This window comes from Nitratireductor rhodophyticola (assembly GCF_019891355.1).
In the GTDB taxonomy this organism is placed as follows: Bacteria; Pseudomonadota; Alphaproteobacteria; order Rhizobiales; family Rhizobiaceae; genus Nitratireductor; species Nitratireductor rhodophyticola.
Genome location: NZ_JAHSSF010000003.1, coordinates 697,152 through 718,872 on the forward strand (window position 1 = coordinate 697,152; position 21,721 = coordinate 718,872).

General features: G+C 60.4%; 25 protein-coding genes, 1 tRNA gene and 1 pseudogene. 11 read left to right on the plus strand and 16 right to left on the minus strand.

Going from position 1 to position 21,721, the window contains the following annotated elements:
- Positions 1-116 precede the first annotated feature (116 nt).
- From KUG85_RS14390 to KUG85_RS14405, 4 genes are all read left to right on the plus strand, one after another.
- Positions 117-1,934, plus strand: coding sequence for an ABC transporter ATP-binding protein (locus tag KUG85_RS14390; protein WP_223005677.1), 1,818 nt, complete (start codon positions 117-119; stop codon positions 1,932-1,934).
- On the plus strand, positions 1,931-2,743 hold the full coding sequence (gene dapB, locus KUG85_RS14395) for a 4-hydroxy-tetrahydrodipicolinate reductase (RefSeq protein WP_223005678.1): 813 nt from the start codon (positions 1,931-1,933) through the stop codon (positions 2,741-2,743). Before KUG85_RS14390 ends, dapB begins: the two co-directional genes overlap by 4 nt.
- Before the next feature lie 32 nt (positions 2,744-2,775).
- The gene (locus KUG85_RS14400; protein WP_223005679.1) at positions 2,776-3,396 is read left to right on the plus strand and encodes a 2,3-bisphosphoglycerate-dependent phosphoglycerate mutase; all 621 of its coding nucleotides are present in this window, start codon (positions 2,776-2,778) and stop codon (positions 3,394-3,396) included.
- Between the two features lie 141 nt (positions 3,397-3,537).
- A tRNA-Leu gene (locus KUG85_RS14405) sits at positions 3,538-3,622 on the plus strand.
- An 83-nt stretch (positions 3,623-3,705) separates the two neighbouring features.
- Here the strand turns inward: KUG85_RS14405 and KUG85_RS14410 are convergent.
- Positions 3,706-4,485: a GGDEF domain-containing protein gene (locus KUG85_RS14410; protein WP_223005680.1), complete on the minus strand. Its 780-nt coding sequence runs from the start codon at positions 4,483-4,485 to the stop codon at positions 3,706-3,708.
- 129 nt (positions 4,486-4,614) lie between these two features.
- Between KUG85_RS14410 and KUG85_RS14415 the strand changes: the two genes are divergently transcribed.
- Complete coding sequence (locus KUG85_RS14415; RefSeq protein ID WP_223005681.1) at positions 4,615-4,971, plus strand: septal ring lytic transglycosylase RlpA family protein; 357 nt, start codon at positions 4,615-4,617, stop codon at positions 4,969-4,971.
- A 19-nt stretch (positions 4,972-4,990) separates the two neighbouring features.
- Here KUG85_RS14415 and KUG85_RS14420 read toward each other — a convergent pair whose 3' ends face one another.
- A complete protein-coding gene (locus KUG85_RS14420) occupies positions 4,991-6,346 on the minus strand; it encodes a putative bifunctional diguanylate cyclase/phosphodiesterase (RefSeq protein ID WP_223005682.1) in 1,356 nt (451 codons plus the stop codon).
- Positions 6,347-6,731: 385 nt separating this feature from the next.
- On the opposite strand from KUG85_RS14420, the gene gshB reads away from it, so the two are divergent.
- The 3 genes from gshB (at position 6,732) to KUG85_RS14435 (ending at position 10,357) form a co-directional block, all read left to right on the plus strand.
- Complete coding sequence (gene gshB / locus KUG85_RS14425) at positions 6,732-7,679, plus strand: glutathione synthase (protein ID WP_223005683.1); 948 nt, start codon at positions 6,732-6,734, stop codon at positions 7,677-7,679.
- Between the two features lie 333 nt (positions 7,680-8,012).
- Complete coding sequence (locus KUG85_RS14430) at positions 8,013-9,548, plus strand: YifB family Mg chelatase-like AAA ATPase (RefSeq protein WP_065816723.1); 1,536 nt, start codon at positions 8,013-8,015, stop codon at positions 9,546-9,548.
- A gap of 185 nt (positions 9,549-9,733) precedes the next feature.
- Complete coding sequence (locus KUG85_RS14435; RefSeq protein ID WP_065817084.1) at positions 9,734-10,357, plus strand: LysE family translocator; 624 nt, start codon at positions 9,734-9,736, stop codon at positions 10,355-10,357.
- Positions 10,358-10,644: 287 nt separating this feature from the next.
- On the opposite strand, the gene KUG85_RS14440 is transcribed toward KUG85_RS14435, so the two are convergent.
- The 7 genes from KUG85_RS14440 to KUG85_RS14475 all read right to left on the minus strand — a co-directional run bounded on the left by KUG85_RS14440 (position 10,645) and on the right by KUG85_RS14475 (position 14,135).
- Entirely contained in the window at positions 10,645-11,088 is a 444-nt protein-coding gene (locus KUG85_RS14440) for a DUF1801 domain-containing protein (protein ID WP_223005684.1), read from the minus strand.
- 20 nt (positions 11,089-11,108) lie between these two features.
- Positions 11,109-11,333 carry a hypothetical protein gene (locus KUG85_RS14445; protein WP_223005685.1) on the minus strand — a complete coding sequence of 75 codons (225 nt, stop codon included), beginning with the start codon at positions 11,331-11,333 and terminating at the stop codon, positions 11,109-11,111.
- Positions 11,330-11,734 (minus strand): DUF1801 domain-containing protein, encoded by a 405-nt coding sequence (locus KUG85_RS14450; protein ID WP_007009073.1) that lies wholly within the window; start codon positions 11,732-11,734, stop codon positions 11,330-11,332. The genes KUG85_RS14445 and KUG85_RS14450 overlap by 4 nt, the downstream gene beginning before the upstream one ends.
- A gap of 52 nt (positions 11,735-11,786) precedes the next feature.
- Positions 11,787-12,197, minus strand: coding sequence for an SRPBCC family protein (locus KUG85_RS14455; protein WP_025029693.1), 411 nt, complete (start codon positions 12,195-12,197; stop codon positions 11,787-11,789).
- Positions 12,194-12,517 carry an ArsR/SmtB family transcription factor gene (locus tag KUG85_RS14460; protein WP_065816721.1) on the minus strand — a complete coding sequence of 108 codons (324 nt, stop codon included), beginning with the start codon at positions 12,515-12,517 and terminating at the stop codon, positions 12,194-12,196. The genes KUG85_RS14455 and KUG85_RS14460 overlap by 4 nt, the downstream gene beginning before the upstream one ends.
- A 102-nt stretch (positions 12,518-12,619) precedes the next feature.
- Positions 12,620-13,240, minus strand: a complete 621-nt coding sequence (locus KUG85_RS14465) for an ankyrin repeat domain-containing protein (RefSeq protein ID WP_255606435.1) — start codon at positions 13,238-13,240, stop codon at positions 12,620-12,622.
- 703 nt (positions 13,241-13,943) lie between these two features.
- Positions 13,944-14,135 (minus strand): hypothetical protein, encoded by a 192-nt coding sequence (locus KUG85_RS14475; RefSeq protein ID WP_223005687.1) that lies wholly within the window; start codon positions 14,133-14,135, stop codon positions 13,944-13,946.
- Between the two features lie 401 nt (positions 14,136-14,536).
- On the opposite strand from KUG85_RS14475, the gene KUG85_RS14480 reads away from it, so the two are divergent.
- On the plus strand, positions 14,537-15,331 hold the full coding sequence (locus KUG85_RS14480; protein WP_223005688.1) for a hypothetical protein: 795 nt from the start codon (positions 14,537-14,539) through the stop codon (positions 15,329-15,331).
- An 11-nt stretch (positions 15,332-15,342) separates the two neighbouring features.
- Here the strand turns inward: KUG85_RS14480 and KUG85_RS14485 are convergent.
- Positions 15,343-15,612, minus strand: a pseudogene (locus KUG85_RS14485) (transposase); the annotation flags it as partial.
- Positions 15,613-15,715: 103 nt separating this feature from the next.
- On the opposite strand from KUG85_RS14485, the gene KUG85_RS14490 reads away from it, so the two are divergent.
- Positions 15,716-15,874 carry a DUF6471 domain-containing protein gene (locus tag KUG85_RS14490; RefSeq protein ID WP_255606436.1) on the plus strand — a complete coding sequence of 53 codons (159 nt, stop codon included), beginning with the start codon at positions 15,716-15,718 and terminating at the stop codon, positions 15,872-15,874.
- Between the two features lie 163 nt (positions 15,875-16,037).
- Positions 16,038-16,232, plus strand: coding sequence for a hypothetical protein (locus tag KUG85_RS14495; protein WP_223005689.1), 195 nt, complete (start codon positions 16,038-16,040; stop codon positions 16,230-16,232).
- Positions 16,233-17,089: 857 nt separating this feature from the next.
- On the opposite strand, the gene KUG85_RS14500 is transcribed toward KUG85_RS14495, so the two are convergent.
- From KUG85_RS14500 to KUG85_RS14525, 6 genes are all read right to left on the minus strand, one after another.
- Positions 17,090-17,704, minus strand: a complete 615-nt coding sequence (locus tag KUG85_RS14500) for a transglutaminase-like cysteine peptidase (RefSeq protein ID WP_223005690.1) — start codon at positions 17,702-17,704, stop codon at positions 17,090-17,092.
- A 227-nt stretch (positions 17,705-17,931) separates the two neighbouring features.
- Positions 17,932-19,245 (minus strand): polyhydroxyalkanoate depolymerase, encoded by a 1,314-nt coding sequence (locus KUG85_RS14505; RefSeq protein ID WP_223005691.1) that lies wholly within the window; start codon positions 19,243-19,245, stop codon positions 17,932-17,934.
- Between the two features lie 201 nt (positions 19,246-19,446).
- Complete coding sequence (locus KUG85_RS14510) at positions 19,447-19,848, minus strand: GNAT family N-acetyltransferase (RefSeq protein WP_255606413.1); 402 nt, start codon at positions 19,846-19,848, stop codon at positions 19,447-19,449.
- Between the two features lie 159 nt (positions 19,849-20,007).
- Positions 20,008-20,298, minus strand: coding sequence for a DUF1330 domain-containing protein (locus tag KUG85_RS14515; protein WP_007009066.1), 291 nt, complete (start codon positions 20,296-20,298; stop codon positions 20,008-20,010).
- 37 nt (positions 20,299-20,335) lie between these two features.
- Complete coding sequence (gene pyrF / locus KUG85_RS14520) at positions 20,336-21,019, minus strand: orotidine-5'-phosphate decarboxylase (protein WP_223005867.1); 684 nt, start codon at positions 21,017-21,019, stop codon at positions 20,336-20,338.
- Between the two features lie 16 nt (positions 21,020-21,035).
- On the minus strand, positions 21,036-21,626 hold the full coding sequence (locus tag KUG85_RS14525; protein WP_223005693.1) for an NADPH-dependent FMN reductase: 591 nt from the start codon (positions 21,624-21,626) through the stop codon (positions 21,036-21,038).
- Positions 21,627-21,721 lie beyond the last annotated feature (95 nt).

A 21,721-nucleotide genomic window follows, 5' to 3' on the forward strand; every position in this document is an offset into this window, starting at 1 on the left:
AGCGCCGGCCAGAGCCGGATTCACCGTTGCATGAGCGCAGTCGAACGGGCATAGCCTGTTGCTGGAAAGCGCGGCTGCTCAACGCCCGGTCGCCCGGCTGAACAGGAACGGATGTTTTGAAGCTTGGAAAGAACAAGGCGGATGTGGGAGAGGTTCTCCCGGTCATTCGCCGCATCTTCGCGGAGAACGGCCGCGATTATATCGGCCACTATCTGATCGCGATTGCCTGCATGCTGGCCATTGCCGCCACCACCGCCTTCAGCGCGTGGATCATGCGCGACATCATCGACGAGGTCTTCTATCGCCAGCGCTGGGAGCTGGTTGGCTGGATTTGCGGCGCCATTGTTGCCGCCTTCGCCATTCGCGGCTTCGCCACCTATGGCCAGTCGGTCATGCTGGCAAAGATCGGCAACAATATCGTCGCCCGCTATCAGCAGCGCATGTTCGATCATTTGATGCGGCTCGGCATCGGTTATTTTACGGCCACCCGTTCCGGCCAGCTCGCCGCCCAGATCAGTCAGAACGTGACCGGCATCCGCGACCTGCTCAACATGACGGTCGCCTCAATCGCCCGCGATCTCGTCACCCTCATCGGTCTCGTTGCCGTGATGGTGATGCAGGATCCCCTGCTCTCGGTCATCGCGCTGGTGATCGGCCCGCCGCTCATCTACTCGGTCAACTATCTGATGCGCCGGCTGCGCCGCGTGACGCGCGAGGCGGTGGATGTGAACTCCCGCCTCTTGGGCGCGATGCAGGAATCGGTGCAGGGCATTGCCATCATCAAGGCCTTCACCATGGAAGACCAGCTCTCGGGCAAGATGTCCGGGCTGATCTCCTATGCCGAGGACCGTTCCAACAAGATCGCCCGTGTCTCCGAGCGCCTTGGCCCCATCACCGAGCTTCTGGCGGGGCTGGCGATTGCCGGCGTGATCGGCTACGCGGCCTGGCGCGCTTCCGTCAGCGCGCAGCCGCCGGGCTCCGTCTTCGCGTTCATCACCGCCCTGCTCCTCGCCTATGATCCGGTGCGCAAGCTTGCCCGCGTGCAGGTCAATCTCGAACGCGCGCTGGTCAATGCCCGCATGATCTACGAGATCCTCGACACCGAGCCCCAGCAGCGTGATGCGCCGGGCGCGGGCACGCTGGCCGTAAAAAAGGGCACCGTCACCTTCGACAAAGTGGCGTTCTCCTATGGCGACGATCTGCCGGTGCTGCACGGCATCAGCTTTGTCGCCAGAGCGGGTGAGACCACGGCCATCGTCGGCCCGTCCGGCGCCGGCAAGTCCACGCTCTTCGCGCTTCTCCAGCGTTTTTACGATCTCGATGGCGGCAGGATCGAAATCGACGGGCAGGACATATCCTCCGTCACCAAGAGCTCGCTGCGCAATGCCATCGCCTATGTTTCGCAGCAGCCCTATCTTTTCGAAGGCACGATCCGCGACAACATCCGCTATGGCCGCCCCGATGCAACCGATGCCGAGGTCGAGGAAGCGGCAAGGCTTGCCTTCGCCGACGATTTCATCCGCCAGCAGGTGGAAGGATACGACACGCTGGTTGGCGAGAACGGCGCCAACCTCTCCGGCGGCCAGCGCCAGCGCATTTCCATTGCCCGCGCCATCGTGCGCGACGCGCCGATCCTGCTGCTCGACGAGGCGACCTCCGCGCTCGACAACGAGTCGGAAGCGCGTGTCCAGCAGGCGCTGGAAGGCATCATGGAAACCCGCACCACGCTCGTCATAGCGCACCGGCTTTCCACCGTGGTCAATTCCGACCGCATCGTCGTGCTTGAAGAAGGCCATCTGGTGGAAGAAGGCACGCATGAGAGCCTCCTTGCCAAACCGCACGGCATCTATGCACGCTTCCACCGCATGCAGAGCCAGAAGGGCGAGAACCTGCTCGCCAACACCACAGCAGAGCCGCAGGAGCAGAACACATGAGCGATATGGGGCTTGTCATCGTTGGGGCGGCTGGCCGCATGGGCCAGACGCTGATCCGCACCGTGCACGCAATGGACGGGCTGCGCGTCGCCGCTGCGGTAGAGCGTCCGGGCTCTTCTTTCCTGGGGCGCGATGCGGGCGAGCTCGCCGGCATCGGCACGATCAATATTGCCATCACCGATGACCCGTTGGCCGCCTTCGCAAAGGCCGATGGCGTGCTGGATTTCACCTCGCCGGACTCCAGCGTGGAGTTTGCCGGCTACGCCGCGCAGGCGCAGATCGTCCATGTCATTGGCACCACCGGTTTTGCGCCGGAGCACGAGGCGAAAATCAGGGCCGCCGCGCATCACGCCACCATCGTCAAGTCGGGCAATATGAGCCTTGGCGTGAACCTGCTTGCCGTTCTGGTCGAGAAAGCCGCCCGCGCGCTGGAGGCGTCTGATTTCGACATCGAGGTGCTGGAAATGCACCACCGCCACAAGGTCGATGCCCCGTCTGGCACGGCGCTGCTTCTGGGCGAGGCCGCCGCAAGGGGGCGCGAGATCGCACTGGCGGAAAAGAGCGTGCGCGTGCGCGACGGCCAGACCGGCCCGCGCGAGGAGGGCACGATCGGCTTTGCCACGCTGCGGGGCGGGTCTGTCGTTGGCGAGCATTCGGTCATTCTCGCCGGTTCCGGCGAGCGCATCACGCTTTCGCACCAGGCCGAGGATCGCGGCATCTTCGCGCATGGCGCGGCCAGGTCCGCTCTTTGGGCGCATGGCCGCAAGCCCGGCCTTTATTCCATGCTCGACGTGCTCGGGCTCAACTGACCCCACCATCACGAAGCAACAAGGAACGCACCATGTCCGGTACCCTTATTCTCGTTCGCCACGGCCAGAGCGAATGGAACCTGAAGAACCTGTTCACCGGCTGGCGTGATCCGGGCCTTACCGAAAAGGGCCATGAAGAGGCGAAGGATGCCGGCCGCCGGCTGAAGGCGCGCGGTTTCAAGCCGGACATTGCCTACACGTCGGTCCTCTCCCGCGCGCAGGTCACCAATGATCACATCCTGAAAGAGCTCGGGATGGAGGATCTGGAAACCATCCGCGACCAGGCGCTCAACGAGCGCGACTATGGCGACCTATCGGGCCTCAACAAGGACGATGCGCGCGAAAAATGGGGCGAGGAGCAGGTGCATATCTGGCGCCGTTCCTATGACACCCCGCCCCCCGGCGGCGAAAGCCTGAAGGACACGGGCGCGCGCGTGTGGCCCTATTTCCTGCATGAGATTTTGCCGCATGTGCTGCGCGGCGAGACGGTTCTGGTGGCCGCACACGGCAATTCGCTGCGCGCCCTTGTCATGGCGCTCGACGGCCTTTCGGGCGAGGAGATCGTGAAGATGGAAATCGCCACCGGCGTTCCCATCGTCTACCGGCTCAACGCCGATTCGACCGTAGCCTCGAAAGAGGTTCTGGACGACTGAACGCCTTTCCGGGGGCGTCCAAATGCGCCCCCGCCCGCTTTTGCGCGAGGCCCGCGCGGGGCTTTTGTCATTTTCCTGACAAACAGCAAGAATCCGCGTTGACACGGAAGGGTTCGGCCCTTACATCGGCATCGCACACCTGCCCAGGTGGCGGAATTGGTAGACGCGCACGGTTCAGGTCCGTGTGCCGCGAGGCGTGGAGGTTCGAGTCCTCTCCTGGGCACCATTCTTCGAGTTCGATACGAGCATCTCCCGGCGCTGCGCGTTTGCTCCCGCAGCGCTTTTTGTATGTCGATCGGGATGGCCGCTTCACGAAGCCGTGCGCAGCTGCACGGTCGCGCTCTGCATCTCCGGTACGGAAACCTGGTTTCGGCCGCGCCGCTTCGCCACATAGAGCTGCTCGTCGGCGGTCGCCATCAGGCTGGAAAAGTCTGCGGCTTCCTCGACAAAGGCGATACCGATGCTCACGCTGAGCCGCGCGAGACCGTTCCGTTCCGTGTGAAGCTCGATGCGCTCGACGCCGCGCCGCAGCCGTTCGGCAAGCGCTTCGCCCTTTGAAAGTGTGGTCGCTTCGAGAAACACGCCGAATTCCTCGCCGCCGATGCGGCCGGCAAGACCTTCTCCGCAAAACACGTCCCGGATGACATCTGCGATGGCCGCCAGTGCGCGGTCCCCGGTCAGATGCCCGTGGGTGTCGTTGATCCCCTTGAAGTCGTCCGCGTCAATGACGAGCAGAACGCCACCGGCGCCCCGCTGCCCGGCCTGGTTCAGTTCCGCGATGAACGTGCTGCGGTTGAGCAGCCCTGTCATCTCGTCGATACGCGCCGCCGCGGCAAGTTTGCGATAGACGCCGGCCAGCTCGCGATGGGTCGCCTCCAGCTCCTGGTGCGCCAGCGCGATCCTGTGGTTCTGGTAAAATGTGTACATGCTGGCAGGAAAGGCGATGAGCAGCGGGCAGAGCGCACTCAGCAGCGCCGCAAACCAGTTCATGGAGCCGCCGGTCAGATGGATGGCAATCCAGCAGATCGCCAGAGAGGCGATGATGGACAACAGCGTTGCAATGACAGCTTTGAGGACAACCAGTTTCATGATCTGGCGGATATCAGCCGCCCCTTACCCCAACGTTAAGGGCGTCGGGCCCTGCCGTTAGGGAAAGTGCCCCGTCCTCGCCTCAATTGGCCGTTAGGCCCCCTGGCAACGACAATCCAGGACGAAAAAATGCACAAGCGACTTTCCCGCGGCGCGAAGATCGCGCCCGCAGCCGCTCTGATCGTCACCGTGCTTTCTGCGCCGGCCTTCGCGCAGTGCGGTAGCGCATCATGGTACGCGCTGACCTCCATGACCGCTTCCGGCGAGCGAATGAACCCCGCGGCGATGACAGCGGCGCATCGCACCCTTCCCTTCGGCACGAAGCTGCGTGTGACGAACAAGCGCAATGGCCGCAGCGTGGTGGTGCGGATCAACGATCGCGGCCCCTTCGTGCGTGGCAGGATACTGGATTTGTCGAAAGCCGCCGCCGCAAGGCTTGGCTTCATTCGTGCCGGGCATACCAGGGTCTGCCTCAAGACACAGTGACGCCCTGCGCGCGCCCCGGTCAGATGACGGCTTTGCGCTGCGCCGGCGCCTCATTGTTCTGGCGAAGATAGCCAAGCGTCGCATCGGCGTTGCAGGGGCGGCCGAAGAGATAGCCCTGCCCGCCCGCGCAGCCAAACTGCACCAGCCGGTCGGCCTGTGCTTCGGCCTCGATGCCTTCTGCGACAACATCCATGCCCAGCCCTTCGCACATGGCAAGAATGGCCCGGATGATGTGTTCCGACGGCCGGTCGTCGAGGATAGATGCCACGAAGGCGCGGTCGATCTTCAGCTTGTCGAAATGGAACTCGCGCAGCCGCCCGAGGCTGGACTGGCCGGTGCCGAAATCGTCCAGCGATACACGGATGCCGACACGGCGCAGATCTTCCACGATGCGACGCGCCGAGGCGGGGTCGTTCATCAGGCCGGTTTCGGTGATCTCGATCTCCAGCCGGCGCGGGTCGAAGCCCGTCCGTTCCAGAATGGAGAGAATCTGCAGCCCGGTATTGTGGTCGACGAGCTGCGATGGCGAGAGATTGAACGACAGGAACAGGTCTTTGGGCCAGTCGCGCGCGGCCTCCGTGGCCTTGCGCAGAACGAGCTGCGAGAGCTGGCCGATAATGCCGCGTTCTTCGGCGATGGGAATGAATATGCCGGGGGAAACCGGCCCGAGATCCCTGTCCGTCCAGCGGGCGAGCGTCTCGAAACCCACCGTGCGGCGTGTGTTCAGGTCCACGATCGGCTGGAAGTGCGGCTCCACCTCGCCTGCGGCCACGGCGCGTCTCAGCGCCTGTTCGATATGGGTCACGCGCTTGGCGGCTTCTTCCATTTCGCGTGTGTAGACCACCACGGCCCCACGGCCGGTACGCTTGGCCTGGTAGAGCGCGGTTTCCGCCTTGTTGAGCAGAACCTCGCTCGTTTCCTCTTCCGAATAATAGAGCGAGCAGCCGGCCGAAGCCGAAAGCCTGGCCGTGCGCTGCCCCACATCATAGGGGGCGGAAAGGATTTCGATCAGGAGCCTGGTCTTCTCGCGCGCCGCCTCCTCGCTGAAGACGAGAGGAAACAGAAACGCAAACTCGTCGGCGCCGATCCGCGTCTCCGTGGAGTGCGCATCCATCGCCGCCCGAAGCCGCATGGCAACCTGTTGCAGGATTTCGTCGCCGGCAGCGCGGCCGAAGAGGTCGTTGATCGGCTTGAAGCCGTCAAGGTCGAGAACGCCAATCGCAAAGGGGGCGGGGTCGTCGGCGCGTTCTTCGATCAGTCGGTTAATCTTGTCGAAGAACCGACGCATGTTTCCCAGGCCCGTCAACGCATCGGTGAAGGCAAAGTCGGACTGGTCTGCCGTTATCGTCCGTTCTTGTGCGGGCGCCGGCTGCATCGAAACTCCGTTGCTCTGGCGATTTTTTGATCACATGCGCCGAACCATGGACCTAAATTGTTTAGGAATCGTATCCAATATTCGAATAAAGCGTATCTGATTGTCGCCGATCCGGCACGGCACCGCGCGCGGACCGCTCCACCGGCTTGACACGGGCGCGCTCGCGCCGTCATCTGCTGCCGCCATTGGAATGAGTTTGACACCGATATTTGCTTGGTCCCACCTTGAGATCGAATGTCGAATTCATAAATTCCATCAGGGTCCCGACCCAGGAAATATAAAGCGGCCAGTGGCACCGTTGTTTCCGGCCTTTGCTCTCGCCGTCGAAGCGGATGGGAAGCGAATGTTGGAGGCGAGCTGCCAGTTTCCCTCCGGAGTTTATTCCATGTCCCTTAAAGTCGCGGTCCAGATGGACCACATTTCCACCGTCTCGATTGCCGGCGACACGAGCTTTGCGCTCGCTCTCGAAGCGCAGGCGAGGGGTCATGCGCTCTGGCATTACACGCCGGACAGGCTCTCCATGGTCGATGGAAAGGTCATTGCCTGGGCCGAGACGCTGGAAGTGCGGGACGAAGAGGGCAATCACTTCACGCTGGGCGCGCCGCAGCGGCTCGATCTGTCGGAGATGGACGTGGTGCTTCTGCGCCAGGACCCGCCCTTCGACATGAATTACATCACCACCACCCACATCCTCGACCGCATCCACCCGAAGACACTGGTCGTCAACGATCCGTCCTGGGTGCGAAACAGTCCCGAAAAGATCTTCGTCACCGAGTTTGCGGACCTGATGCCCGAAACCCTCATCACGCGTGACACGCGTGAGGTCGACGATTTCCGGAAAAAGCATGGCGACATCATCGTCAAGCCGCTCTACGGCAATGGCGGTGCGGGCATCTTCCATTTGAGGGAGGGTGACCGCAATCTCGCTTCGCTGCTGGAGATGTTCATGGGCGCCTTCCGCGAGCCTTTCATCGTGCAGCGCTATCTGAAAGAGGTGCGGGGCGGCGACAAGCGCATCATCCTCATCGAGGGCGAGCCCGTCGGTGCTATCAATCGGGTTCCCGCCGATCATGATTCCCGCTCCAACATGCATGTCGGCGGCCGCGCGGAACATGCGGAACTGACCGAGCGCGAGCGCGAGATCTGCGCGCGCATCGGCCCGTCCCTGCGCGAACGCGGCTTCACCCTGGTCGGCATCGATGTCATCGGCGACTGGCTGACGGAAATCAACGTGACCTCGCCAACGGGCATCCGGGAGGTGAAGAGGTTCGGCGGAGCCGACATTGCCGCCCTGTTCTGGGAGGCCGTTGAGGCGCGTCGGGCCGGCGGCTGATATGGCCCTGTTCCGCCGGCACAACCGCCTGCAACCCGAAAACAACCCATACGCTTGCCTGTTCCTGAAACGTTCTTGATCTGATCGCCGGAACCTGCTTCAATGAAGTTGCAGGGCGATGAGATTTCTTGTTCTGGCTGTATTTCTGATGCGTCTTGCCGGGATGCAGGCCTGCCTGCGTCTTGTGGATGCCAGGGCATCGGACCGAAAAGTGGGTACCGGTTTTCGGGTTGTTCCGATGCCCTTTCAAAGACCTGGACCGCCTTTGTGCGCCCGAATGGGTGCATGGCGATCCAGAAACAGCCGGTTCAGGCGTGGCTGGGGGGATAACGCATGGTTTCGCATGTCCGCACTGTGGCCTTTCAGGGGGTGGAGGCCGTTCCCGTCGACGTGCAGGTCATGGTTGCCCCCGGCAAGATGGGAATGCAGATCGTCGGGCTCGCCGACAAGGCGGTGGCGGAAAGCCGGGAGCGGGTGCAGGCCGCGCTTCATGCCTCCGGCCTGTCCATGCCGCCGAAGAAGGTGACGGTCAATCTCGCCCCCGCCGATCTGCCGAAGGAGGGAAGCCATTATGATCTCCCCATCGCTCTGGGGCTGATGGCGGCGCTCGGCGCTGTCCCTTCAGATGCGCTGGCGGGTTACGTCGTCCTCGGCGAACTGTCGCTCGATGGCACGGTCGCTGCGGTCAATGGTGTTTTGCCGGCTGCCATTGGTGCAAACGCCATGGAACGCGGCCTGATCTGTCCCCACGCCTGTGGCGCGGAAGCGGCATGGGCCGGCGCGGATATAGATATTCTCGCTCCGCGCAGCCTCATCGCGCTGGCCAATCATTTCCGGGGTAGCCAGGTCATGAGCCGGCCGGAGCCGGCGCTCTATCCGCCGCCGTCCACGGTGCCGGACCTTGCCGATATTCGCGGGCAGGAAGCCGCCAAGCGAACGCTCGAAGTGGCGGCTGCCGGTGGCCACAATCTCCTGATGGTCGGGCCACCGGGCGCCGGCAAGTCCATGCTGGCGCAGCGCCTGCCGTCCATCCTGCCGCCGCTCGCGCCGCGCGAGCTTCTGGAGGTTTCGATGATCGCCTCCATCGCCGGCGAACTGGCGGATGGGAAACTGTCGGACCGGCGCCCCTTTCGCGCGCCGCACCATTCCGCATCCATGGCGGCCATCGTGGGCGGCGGGTTGAAGGCCCGGCCCGGCGAGGCCTCGCTGTCCCATCATGGCGTTCTGTTTCTCGATGAATTGCCGGAGTTCTCCCCGCAGGTTCTCGATTCCCTGCGCCAGCCACTCGAGACCGCCGAATGCGTGATCGCCCGTGCCAATCACCGGGTCAGCTACCCGGCGCGCATCCAGCTTGTCGCCGCCATGAACCCGTGCCGCTGCGGCATGGCGGGGGAGCCCGGCCATCGTTGCCGGCGCGGGCCGCGCTGCGTGACGGATTATCAGGCGCGCATTTCAGGTCCGCTGCTCGACCGCATCGATCTTCGCATCGATGTTCCTGCGGTTTCTGCCGGAGATCTCATCGGCGGGGCAGGGCGGGCCGAAACGAGCGCTGCCGTGGCCGAGCGTGTCGCCTTTGCCCGGCAAAAGCAGCAGGCACGCTACACGGCGCATGGCCTGCCGGCGTGGACCACGAATGCATCCTGTTCCGCAGCACTCATCGAAGACGTCGTTTCTCTCGATGCCGATTGCACGGCCCTGATCCGTCAGGCGAGCGAGAAACTTGGCTTTTCTGCCCGCGCCTATCATCGCGTGCTCAAGGTCGCGCGCACGCTGGCGGATCTCGACGGTGCCGATGCCGTTGCGCGACCCCATATCGCCGAAGCGATTTCCTATCGCATGGCCGGGCAGGCAAGGGCGGAGATTGCCTGAATCTGTTGCGCGCGGGGTGCGAGGTTGCTGCAGTCTGAAAAGCACCGCATAGTTGCGCCGGTGGCTCTGGAGCATTTTGCGGTCAGATGGGATCATCTGGTGTCCGCATCGATGGGGAAGAGTGCAGAGATTGAACGTCTTTCAAGTGCCCGCAAGGGCGCATGGCGCTTCACAGAGAGGATGAAATGGTCGAGACCGGAACCCTGTTGACCTACGTGCTCGTTGTCCTGGGACTGTTTCTGATCCCCGGTCCTGCAGTGCTGATGACACTTGCCCGTGCCGCCAGCGGCGGTCGGCGGATCGGCATCGCCACGGGGCTCGGCATCGCGGCGGGCGATCTGGTTCACACGATCATGGCGACAGTCGGTCTGTCCGCGATCCTCATGACCTCGGCGCTGGCCTTCACCATCGTCAAATATATCGGTGTCGCTTATCTGATCTACCTCGGCATCAGCGCTTTTCTGGAGAAGACGGACCGGTTTGATCTGCCCGTCGTGCGGCCGCTGACGGCGCCGCGGGCCTTTCGGCAGGCACTGTTTGCCGAGGTGCTCAACCCGAAGACGGCTTTGTTCTTCCTTGCCTTTCTGCCGCAGTTCGTTCAGCCGGGAGGCTCGGCCGTCCTCCAGCTCGCGACACTGGGATTTGTCTTTGTCGTGATGAGCGCGGCCTTCACCTCGCTCATTGCGATCGGCGCCGGCTCGGTCGGTGCGTGGCTACGGCGCAACCCTGCGGTCGCACGCTGGCAGGGGCGCGTCGTCGGCACCATCTATCTGGCTCTCGGCGCACGTCTTGCCCTGCAGGAAAGATGATGGCTCTGACGAGGAATAAAGCTGGCTAATTAATGCACCGCGCCAGGGCGTCAGGGTTGGATCATGAAACGGTGAACTGTTCCAGAGCATCGGACCGAAAAGTGGAAACCGGTTTTCGGTTTATTCCGATGCTCCATCATCAGTCTAGATCGTCCTTTGTGCGTCTGGATGGACGCACGGCGATCTTAAGCATCGGCCCGAAAAGTGGAAACCGGTTTTCGGTTTATTCCGATGCTCCATCAATAGTATAGATCGTCCTTTGTGCTTCCGGACGGACGCACGGCGATCTAGGGAACCCAGCCGGGCAGGGCGGATGCCTGCCGCACCCATGAGGTGAAGCGGGCTTCGTCGAGCACTTCATCCTCATGAAGGTGAAAATAGCGCGTGTTGGCGTCTTTGGATGCCACGGGGGGCAGCGGTTCAAGCGCGGCGCCGTGAAAGAACGCCATTTTGATATAGCGCGTGTAGCAGTGCAGCCCGAGAAACCAGCCCTGGCCCTCGATCCCGTAGAGCGGTGAGTTCCACTTCACCGCCTTGCGAACCTCGGGAAGCTCGCGCACGATCAACCGGTCGATCAGGCGACCGGCCTCACGCTTCCAGCCTGGCATCGCCGCGATGTAGGCCTGAACGGGTGCATCCCCATCGCCCTTGGGTATCTGCGGGTTTCCGCCGGACAGGAGACGTGGCGGTTCCGTCTTGCCCTGTGCTTTCCCGGAAGATTTCGCAGGCATCTGCATGCCTCCTGATATTGTTATGCGTTGGCTTTTCCATGCGCGCGGCGGCGCGTCACATAGGGAAGCGCAAAAAGATAAAGTCCGGTGATCAGCAGCAGGATAAGCGGGCCACTGGCCAGAAAGTAAACCCAGACGGGCGGTTCCTGGCCGCGCATCGCCGCGATGGTGTTGATGATCACGCCAAGCGTGAAGGCGATCGAAATCCAGCGATGCGCCTGCCGAAGCCAGAGATTCCACTTCATCTGGTGCGCTCCCGTTTCTGTGTCGATGCGTTCAGTCGCGCGGCGGCGCGAAGAAGCGCCTTCAGCGCGTCCTCGTCGATGGCCTCCCCTTCATGGAAATCGATGGCGCGCCGTGTGTTCCCTTCAAGACTGGCATTGAAGAGGCCGGACGGGTCTTCAAGCGAAGCACCCTTGGCAAAGGTCATTTTTACGGCCTTCTTGTAGGTCTCTCCGGTGCAGAGCATACCGTCCTGATACCAGACCGGCACGCCGCGCCATTTCCACTCCTCGATCACGTCGGGAAGCGCCTGTTTGATGATGTCGCGAAGCCTTGAAAGCAACTCGCCGCGCCAGTCGCCCAGTTCCGCGATCCTGGCGTCGATCAGCTCGGGCGGTGATTTTCCGGTATCGGCTGTGGTCATGTATCGTCCTCATGCATTCCAGGTCGCATTCGTTCGGCTTTGCGCAGCCGCCTCAGTCGAGCCTCTCGACCACCCGTTCGAGCGCGGAGATAAAGCGCGGCCATCCCACACTTGCGCCCTGAAAATAGGGCTTCTGGTTCGGCTGAAACCCTTCCTGCTCCATGCGCAGGAGCGTCCCGTCCTTTGTAGGAGTGAGGGTCCAGCTGACGGTGCTGCGCAGGTCCTTCGTGTCCCAGGCATAGGAAAGCGCCCTGTGCGGCTCCACCGTCTCTACCACGCAGTCCACGCCGCCCCAGTCGGCGGTCAGGCTGAACCGGTGGCCCTCACGCGCTTCGAAATCGTTTTTCATCAGCCATTCCGCGATCAGGTGCGGCTGCGTGAGCGCGCGCCAGATCTTTTCCGGCGGGTGCGGAATCTCACGCTCGACCACCACGGAGCGCGTTTCGGTTGCGGCATGTGTCATTGATCCATCCTGTTGAGCAGGTCTTCAAGGTCGTCGAAGCGGCTCTGCCAGAAGCCGTTCATCTCTTTTGTCCAGTCGATGAGGGGAGTCAGTGCTTCGATCTGCGCGCTGTAACGGGTCTGCCGGCCCTCCTGATGATCGCGTACAAGCCCCGCGCGTTTCAGCACGCCGAGGTGTTTTGAGACGGCGGGTTGCGACACACCGGCGCCAGCCGTGAGCACCCCGACTGTCAGGTCGCCGTCACGGCAAAGACGCTCAAAGATCGCGCGGCGCGTCGGGTCCGCCAGCGTACGAAAGAGGATATCGCGGGACTGCTGCATTGCAACTCATAACTAGAGGGCTATGAATTAAACCGATAGCTCTCCAGTTATGAGTTGTCAAGACCATGCGATGGAGCGTGGCGCGTTGCAGTGCGCGCCGATCTAATGTGCGCCTGCAGCCTGCAATATCTCAACGATCTCCGCATAGCCGCTGCGCTTTGCATGCTGCAGGGCGGTCATGCCCGCGCGGTCGGCGATGTCGGTGTCGGCACCGGCGTCGACCAGCAGTTTGACGATGGCCACATGGTCCGGCCCTCCGTCGCCCAGGATCACCGCCTCCAGCAACGCCGTCCAGCCAAGCCTGTTGATGTGATCCGGGTCCACGCCGGCAGCGATCAGCGTCTGCACGGTCTCGACATGGCCGCGCTCGGCAGCGGGAATGAGTGCCGTGCCACCGAACCGGTTGGTGCTTTCAAGATCGGCCCCGTTTTCGAGCGTCAGGCGAAGAATTTCCAGATAGCCCCGCGCGCCTGCAAGAAGATAGGGGCTGTCGTCGATCCCGTCCCGGGCGTTGACGTCCGCACCCGCTTCGATGAGAAGGCGTGCGGCGTCGGTCTGGTTTGTCTGGACGGCCGCCATCAGCGCCGTTCTTTGCCGCGCGTCGCGTTCCTCGAGTGCGGCGCCGGCCTGGAGCGCGCGTTGTAGCGCGGCGAGGTCGCCGCTTTCGGCAGCCGCGATGAGAGGGGGCTGCGCAAAAGCGCCGGTGTGAGAGGCCACAGCCATCAGAAGCGCCGCCACAAGGCACAAAACCTGTCGGCCCGGCAAAGACATGAAGCCATGCATCCAGAACTCCCGTTTCAGCAGGGTCGGAGAGTTTAGAAGGCCAATTGTGACGAAGGTTGGGGCACGGCGATCCGATTATTCCGGCATTATGGGGCAAGCTCACCAAATATGATGATAGGCATACTGATAATAATGAGCTACGCCATCTGATATAACGGATCAGACGAAATACGACCGCCCGAACACAGTTGCGGGCCTTGTTGCCAAGCATGCGGAGCTTGTGGCACTTCGCGACCGGTATAAAGCCGAGATCAAGAAGCTCACGGTCGACATAGACCACCTGGACGCCGCCATAAGGCTATTCGATCCGAACGCCGACACGTCCCCGATAAAGGAGTAGGTGACCAAGCACCGGGCACAGAAAGGCTCGGTGAAGCGGTTCATCCTGAATACCTTTCGTGAGGCAACGGAACCGCTCACGTCGCGCCAGATCGTTGAGGTGTGGTTGGAGGACCGTGGTTTGGCTGCCGACGACGCCACCACGACGATAATAAGGAAGCGCATTGGCGCTTGTATAAAGACGTGCGTGGGCCAAGGGTTGATCGAGGAATGCGGCCGGACCGAAAACCACGATGAGTACAGGCCGTACAAATTGTGGAGACTGAAAAGGGGTGACCAGTAGGCCACCCCTATCTTTGCTGTCCTACGCCGAAGGGAAGTCGGCGGGTAGTTCGTTCGCGGGCGGGATGTTGGGGAACTTGCGCCCTGTCATCACGTCCGCGATCCTGCCTTGGTTGATCTGGAAATAGCTCGCGATGCGCGCGTAGTTATAATCCAAACCTCGGGCCAATTTGATCACCGGAACCATTTCCGGCGTCAGCTTGCGGTCTTTCATGCTTTTTACCTCGCAGCATGAACGTGACCGAATATCAGTTGACGCGGATTCCTAAATGAATCATGGTCTTATTGTAGGTGTCCGATATTCGGTCACGGTTCTGCCCCGGAACCATTTCCGGGCCAGTGTGGAGCCGGGGCATTCGCGTCCCGACCCCTGCCGCCCTGCGGCGACTGCTGAAATGACCAGGTGGCAAGACCTCGCCAGATCAGGAAGTCCGTCATATGGGTTCCATCGCATCTCCTATGGCTGCGAATCGCCGAGGGTTCTCCCTCGGCGATGGCAGCATACATGCGGCACGGCTCCTGGCAAGTCTATTCTCAGTTAGCGTGTCTAATTCTTCTCTTGATTATTCTCTTGGCGGATGAGATAAGTCGAGAGCCCGATAGGAGGGGTCGCAGATGGCAAGGGTACGAAGCCCTAATTACCCGCAGGTTGACCTAGCCTCCGCGCTGGCAATGGCGCGAAAGCTGTTCGACAAAGACGGACGCAATAAGATTCCACAACTGGCGTTGGCATCCCACTTAGGCCACGACAGTCTGAGCGGGCCGGCTCTAGGAAAAATCGGCGCTTTGCGCGCTTACGGTGTTGTGGAAGGAACCGGTGACGAGAACCGCGTGTCGGAGGAAGCAATAACGGCTCTCATGGCTCCAGAAGAATCCAGCGAAAAGTCTGAGGCCCTCCAGCGCATGGCTCTTAGGCCTCCGCTGTTTAGCGACATTTCGAAAGAATTTCCCACACCGCCAAGTGATAGCAACCTAAAATACTGGCTTGTCAAACGGGGCTTTTCGAGTGAGGCCGCTACGAAAGCCGCCCGCACCTATCTGGCTACAATCGCGCTTGTAACAGTAGCGGATAGGGACTGCGATTCCCGTTCGTCTCCTGACGATGATGGTGAGATCATGCAAGCCGTAGAACCGCACCGCCAGACGCGACAGTCTCGTTCAGGTCAAGTTGCCGGTGGCGGATGGCCAGTCGCGCCGCAAGGGATGCGACGGGAGATTGTCGCCCTTGACGAGGGAGACGTGACGATCTCATTCCCTGAAAACCTCTCGTCTGATAGTTTTGCGGATCTTGAGGATCACTTGCGGATTTTTATCCGCAAGATGCAGCGACGGGTTAGACCTACCGCAAACATCATTGAGGATGATGAAGGGGCTGGCGATCCGCCGAAAAAGGATGACGTATTCGACTAATACCTCGACGGCTAGGCTCGCCTTCTGCGTTGCCAGTACCCGCGCCATTGGTTTGATAGCCACAGCGCCAATGACCATGGCATTTCGGCGGCGTAAGATACCAGATAGTTGTCGGCAATGCGATGGTGGGTGCCAATTTCTGCCCGACGCATACGAGAGAAGAACGATTCAGCCTGATTGGTGCAAGCGCCATCTTGCGAATAAGCCACTTGGTGATTGATGCGCTTTATCGGGAAGTACGCGGCCAGCTTGTCCCAATGGGACGCTTCATCAGCATGAACGGTTCAGCTATGTTCGACGCTGGCAGCAACGAACGAAACGCCTACCGCGCTCTACGCTGAGCGCGCCAAAAACGTCCTCAAAGGCAAACTGAAGCGCCGGGGCATAACCTACGCGGACCTAGCTGAGCGGCTTACGGAAAAAGGTGCCAAGGAATCCGAGCGCAACATTGCGAACAAAATAAGCCGCGGGAGTTTCACGGCAGCGTTCTTTATGATGTGCATGGACGTGATCGGCGTCCACGACCTCAGCTTGGAAACATGAAGCTGAATGATTACATGAATTGTAACCACTCAAAGACACACGATTGACGTACCCCAAACACGGACGTAGGGTGATCTGAGTTCACCGCAGTCTAAGAAATTTGCGGAACGTTGGCTTTATAAGGCCGTTATCGGAGTAGGATTGTGATTGAGAGGATGGTGATATGAATGCATTCGCTCGACGTGATCAGATTCTGGATGAATTCCGGAGAGAAGCTAAAGGCTCTTTTTCGGTGGTTTATCGTGCCCTTTCGCAGCTTGCGACTGAGAAGCAAAGTTTGAAGCTTGAGGAAAAAGAAGTTCGCGAACGGATTAAGAAAATTATGAGCGAAGAGGACGCTCGTGCTGCCGCCGGTTAAGACGCGCTGATGTCTCTTAGCGCGTCTACATTGGCCTTGTTTTTGCTGCTCGTGCCAGGTCTGATTTTTCGTTACGCTGTGTATCAAGGGTCGCTTGTTAAGCGGCCCTTTTTCGCCTCTGGAACAATTTATTCGTCTATCGCTGTAATTTTGTACTCTGTAGCAATATTAATTGTTTTTATAGTTCTATGCAACGCATTAATATTATTTATAAATATTTTCTACGAATATGAAATACCTATCAAAGTGGTTGAGTTTAATTCCGTACTTTATTTATTTCATGATGGTGTTCGATACAATATAATTAACTTCTTAATAAAATTTCCAATACTTTGTATAATAATATTTATAGCAATATGCGGCGTCGCATTTGTGTCTGCTATTTTTATCCAAAGAATGTCGTTTCGATTTAAATATTTGGGACGAATTATGTATGGGCCGCTAGCTTCGATAATGTCGCCTAACTATGTCACGTTTCTAACGTGCTTCGTTCTAACAAAAGTTAGCCATGAAAATCGCCGCGTAATATACGCAGGCTTCCCCACTGAGATTAGTCTTCGCGAAGGAAATAATATTGATCATATGGTGATCGCGAACCCAGAGAAATTCTATTTGCGTCTTAACAGAGATACGCCCAAAACGTCATTTGATAAGGCCCGCCGAATGTCCGCGCACGAATTCAGCCAAGGCTATATGTATGTCTCAGGATCAGAAATAGAGAACGTCAATTTTGACGGGTTTTATTTTGAGCGCGACGGGTTGTTTGAGAGAGTCTCTCATTTTTTAAGCAACGATAGGCTATTCTATTCGGTGACAAGCATCATCAAATATGGTAAGTTATGTTCCACAACACTGGGCTATTCGCTGACCGCGCCGACAACCGGGTTGTTGCCCTCCCGAAGGCTCACCCACCGTCCCGTATGGTTGCTGGCCTGCCGTTTCAGGTAGCGATAGTTCGTGGCGCTCCACAGCTTCACGCTGTCATTCAGGTTGTCGAGCACAAAGTCACCCCGGTCGGTGCGCACGGTCAGGACGGCATGGCCCTCGCCATTGGGCTTGCGGACAACGGTGATCAGCAGGTTGGTAAGCGATAACCCCGCGCGCTTCAGCGCCCGGCGTTTTTCCAGAACATAGTCTTCGCAGTCGCCCACACCGGTCGAGGGATAGGTCCAGACTTCTTCCGCGCCATAGATGTCGATGTCGTTCATCGGCTTCACGGCGCGATTCACCGCCGCGTTGACATCGCTGACCGTCTTCCAGAGCGTTTTCGTCATGTGCTCCGGCCCCTGGTCGCGCATGCGAATGGAGCATTCGACGGGATTGGCCTTGCAGAACTCATAATGCCCGATCGGCTGGGACGTGAATCCGCCGGTCGCCATCATGCTTGTCGCTCCGGCCGGTGCCGTCATGGCGCCAGCCAGAATCAGGCCCGCAGAAATCCCGTTGCGGATTACCCCCCGCAAAGCAGCCATCATGCCGCTCCCCGCTTGTTTCTATCGTTAACGAAACGTTAAGAAACGCGAGGGGGCGCTGTCAATCGGCGGGCGGGCAATCTTACCAGCTATGGTTACCAGCGCCGGGTCGCGGCGCCGGTTTCATCCGCTCTGTTGCTGAAATGCACAGCGGGTTGAGGTTGCTGTTCAGCAGGGTCTTCGACATGGTAGAAAATTCCGGAAAACGGTCCCGTTTTTTCGGAATTTCAGGGCTGCTTGGCCCGAATTTGTCGTTTCTGGACCTTTTTCCGGGAAACGCCGGTGGGGGCTTTTGTCGTGGTTTTCAGCCCGCCGGCAGGGTGGCTGCGCATGAAGTCGAGAATGCGTGGCGCGATCTCGGAACGGAAGCGCGAACCGTTGAAGACACCGTAATGGCCAACTGTCGGCTGCATGTAGTGATGGCGCATGTCTTCGGGAATGTTGACGCATAAATCATGCGCCGCCTTCGTCTGGCCGACGCCGGAAATATCGTCGTTCTCGCCTTCCACGGTCAACAGCGCCACACGGCGAATGGCGGCGGGATCCACCAGCTCGCCACGATGCCGCATCTGTCCGCGCGGCAGGTCGTGGCGAATGAACACGGTCTCCACGGTCTGCAGGTAAAACTCGGCGGTCAGGTCCATGACGGCGAGATACTCGTCATAGAAGTCGCGGTGCTTCTCGGCGGAGTCGCCGTCATTCTTCACAAGGTGCATGAAGAAGTCCTTGTGCGCCGTGATGTGCCGGTCGAGGTTCATGCTCATGAAGCCGGAGAGCTGCAGAAAACCTGGGTAAACATGCCGCATGAAGCCGGGATTGGGCCACGGCACCGGCATGATCACATTGTCGCGAAACCAGGATATGTCCTTCTGCTCGGCCAGTTCGTTGACGGCCGTCGGGTTCTTGCGCGTGTCGATCGGCCCACCCATCAGCGTCATGCTGGCGGGCACGTTTTTCTCACCGCGCGCTTCCATCAGCGCGATGGCCGCAAGCACCGGAACGGAAGGCTGGCAGACTGCCATCACATGCGTGTCGGGCCCCATATGGTCGAAGATGTCGATCAGGTAATCGATATAGTCGTCGAGATCGAACGACCCATCGGTGACCGGCACCGTGCGCGCGTCTGCCCAGTCCGTAATGTAGACATCCGCATAGGGCAGCATGGTCTCCACCGTGCCGCGCAGCAGCGTGGCATAATGGCCCGACATGGGCGCGACCATCAGGATCTTCGGACCCGGATGCGCGCTTTCAGGCAGGTCACGCTTGAAGCGTATGACATCGCAGAAAGGTTGCGACCAGACGGTCTGTTCGCGCACAGCCACCTTCACGCCATTGACGCTGGTCTCCGTGAGGCCGAATTCGGGCTTGGTATAGCGGCGCGTGCTGCGCTCGAAAACCTCGGCGGCCGCGGCCACCGTGCGACCGAAATAGGTCTTGGCGACGGGGTTTAAAGGATTGCTGTAAAAGAGCCGAACCGCATCGGCATAAGCCCGCGCCGGTTGAAGCGCGGCGTGGTTGAATTCATAGAGCTGATAATACATTGCTAGGTTTCCTGGGAGGACCTTCGCTATGGCCAGACCGCCGGGGGAGGTGTGTGTAGAACGGTGTAGCCTTGGTCATTTGCATACCAATTAGAGTAAACGACTTTTGCTGCGTTGCAATAGAACCGCTGTTTTCTCGGCAGTTGCCTCAGTGCAGAACTTGCAACAGACTGATATTAATAGATAAATAGGCATGCAATATTAGCCGGGTCTGTTGCGACGCAGCATCAAAACACGGCTTTCCGCCGCAATTCCCGGTGGAATCTCGGAGAAAAAACGCTCTCTCAGCGCTTCTGGCGCTGAAATGAGCGGCTGCTCCACAAAGCCATGACGCGCATAAAACGGCGCATTGAACGGCACGGTCCGAAAGGTGGAGAGCGACACGCCGTCAAGCCCGCGCGAAACGCTTTCTCCAACCACCGCCGAAAGCAGCGCCCTGCCCAGCCCTCGCTTCCCGTGCTCCGGCGCGACGGAAAGCTCCTTCAGATGAAGAAACGGGCCGATGGTGCCGCAAATGGCGAAGCCGACGGCGCCATCGGTTTCGTGCTCCGCGACAAGGGTTTGGTTCTCAAGGGCGATCCTGTCGAACGTTTTCGACGTCATGGCCGGAGTGGCGGCCAGGTCGGCATATCCATGCGCGGCAAAAAGCCGTGCGGCACGCGCCTCCACCCCCGGCAGCAGCGCAGCGTCTGCGCTCCGATAGGGCCGGATCGTATAATTCTCAGGCAGATCGATCGTGGCTCTGTCCTCTTCGTGCGCCGCTTATTCCGCACCCTCGACAAGGATCATGTCGGCCTGCGCAACGGTCGTGCGGATCGCCTTTGCGGCCTGATATTCAGGCGAGTTGTAGCAATCGCGCGCTGCCTGCAACGAGGGAAACTCGATCACCACATTGCGCCCGCGCCCCGTGCCCTCCAGTCCTTCCCAGGTGCCGCCACGCGCGAGAAAACGCGCACCGAACTTCTCGAAAGCCGGTTTGGCCGTAGCCACATAGTCCTTGTAGCGCTCGGGATCGCGCACATCGACATGGGCAATCCAGTAACCCTTGGGCATGATTTCCTCCTCCGTGGTCGGCGTCCGGCCCACTCTGTCAGGCTGCGGCCATCTCGTCGAGAATGGATTGCGCCGCGGCCTTCGGATCCTGCGCCGCCACGATCGGGCGGGCCACCACCAGATGGGAGCCTCCCGCGCGGATCGCGTCGCCGGGCGTCATCACACGCTTCTGGTCGCCATGGTCGCTGCCTGCCGGGCGAATGCCGGGGGTCACCAGCGCCATGCCGGGACCTGCCACATCGCGCATTTCGCTCACCTCGGTCGGTGCGCAGACAATGCCGCCCATCCCTGCCTCGCGCGCCTGCGCGACGCGCTTCTTCACCAGCTCACGCGCCGTCAGCGCATAGCCGGCCTCGTTGAGGTCCGCATCGTCCATCGAGGTCAGAACCGTTACGCCAAGCAGCGTCAGCCCCGAGCCCTCCGCCGCCTGCACGGCTGCGCGCATCGCCTTGGGGTAGGCATGGATGGTCAGCATGGTCATGCCCATACGGGCGATGTTTTCCACGCCCTTGGCCACGGTGTTGTCTATGTCGAGGAGTTTCATGTCGAGGAAGATCTTCTTCCCTGAGCCGGCCAGCTCGCGCGCAAAGCCCAGCCCGCCGGCAAAGGCGAGTTGGTGACCGATCTTGTAGAATGAAACGGTATCGCCGAGTGCCGCGACCACCCGGTCGGCTTCGGTCAGGGTCGGCACATCCAGGCCTACGATCAGGCGGTCCCGCATTGCTTCGCTCATAAGGTCAGGCTCCCACTCTTGTCGATGTCAATCTGGCGCGTTCGATCAGGCTGCTGCACACGGCTTCCATCATCCCGCGCGTGCGGTCATCCCTGAAGTCGCCATTCTCGTCGAAGGCGTCCTGTGCGCGGGCAACGGAGCACTGCTGGGTGATGATGTCGGCCTTGCAGTTCATCAGCACGGCGCGCAGGTGATAGAGCCCGCGTATGCCGGCGAAATTGCCGTCTGAGGAGGAGCAGAGCCCCATGGACTTTCCAGCCCATGGGCGCAGTGGCTTTCCACCGTCCTTCGAGATGCGGCTTACCCAGTCGATGGTGTTCTTCAACAGAGGCGGGATGGAGGCGTTGTATTCCGGGCTGGCGATCAGCACGCCGTCATGGGCGGCGATCAGCCGGCCGAGCCTGTAGGCATTCTCGGGAATGCCTTTCTCCTTCTCCAGATCCTGATCCATGATGGGAAGCGGGTAGTCCGCCAGCGAGATGCGCGTCACCTCGGCGCCCTGCTGCGCGAGTTCTTTCATGGCGGCGTCGGCAGTCTGGCCGCTAAAGGCGCCGGTGCGGATCGATCCCGCGAAAACCAGAATCTTGGGGGTCATTGGCCACAGCTCCTTTTTGAGAGAGCCGTATAGCCAATGTCGGCGTGGATGAACAGGCCTCGAATCCGGGCGGGGCGGTTAGGTCAGGAGGCGGA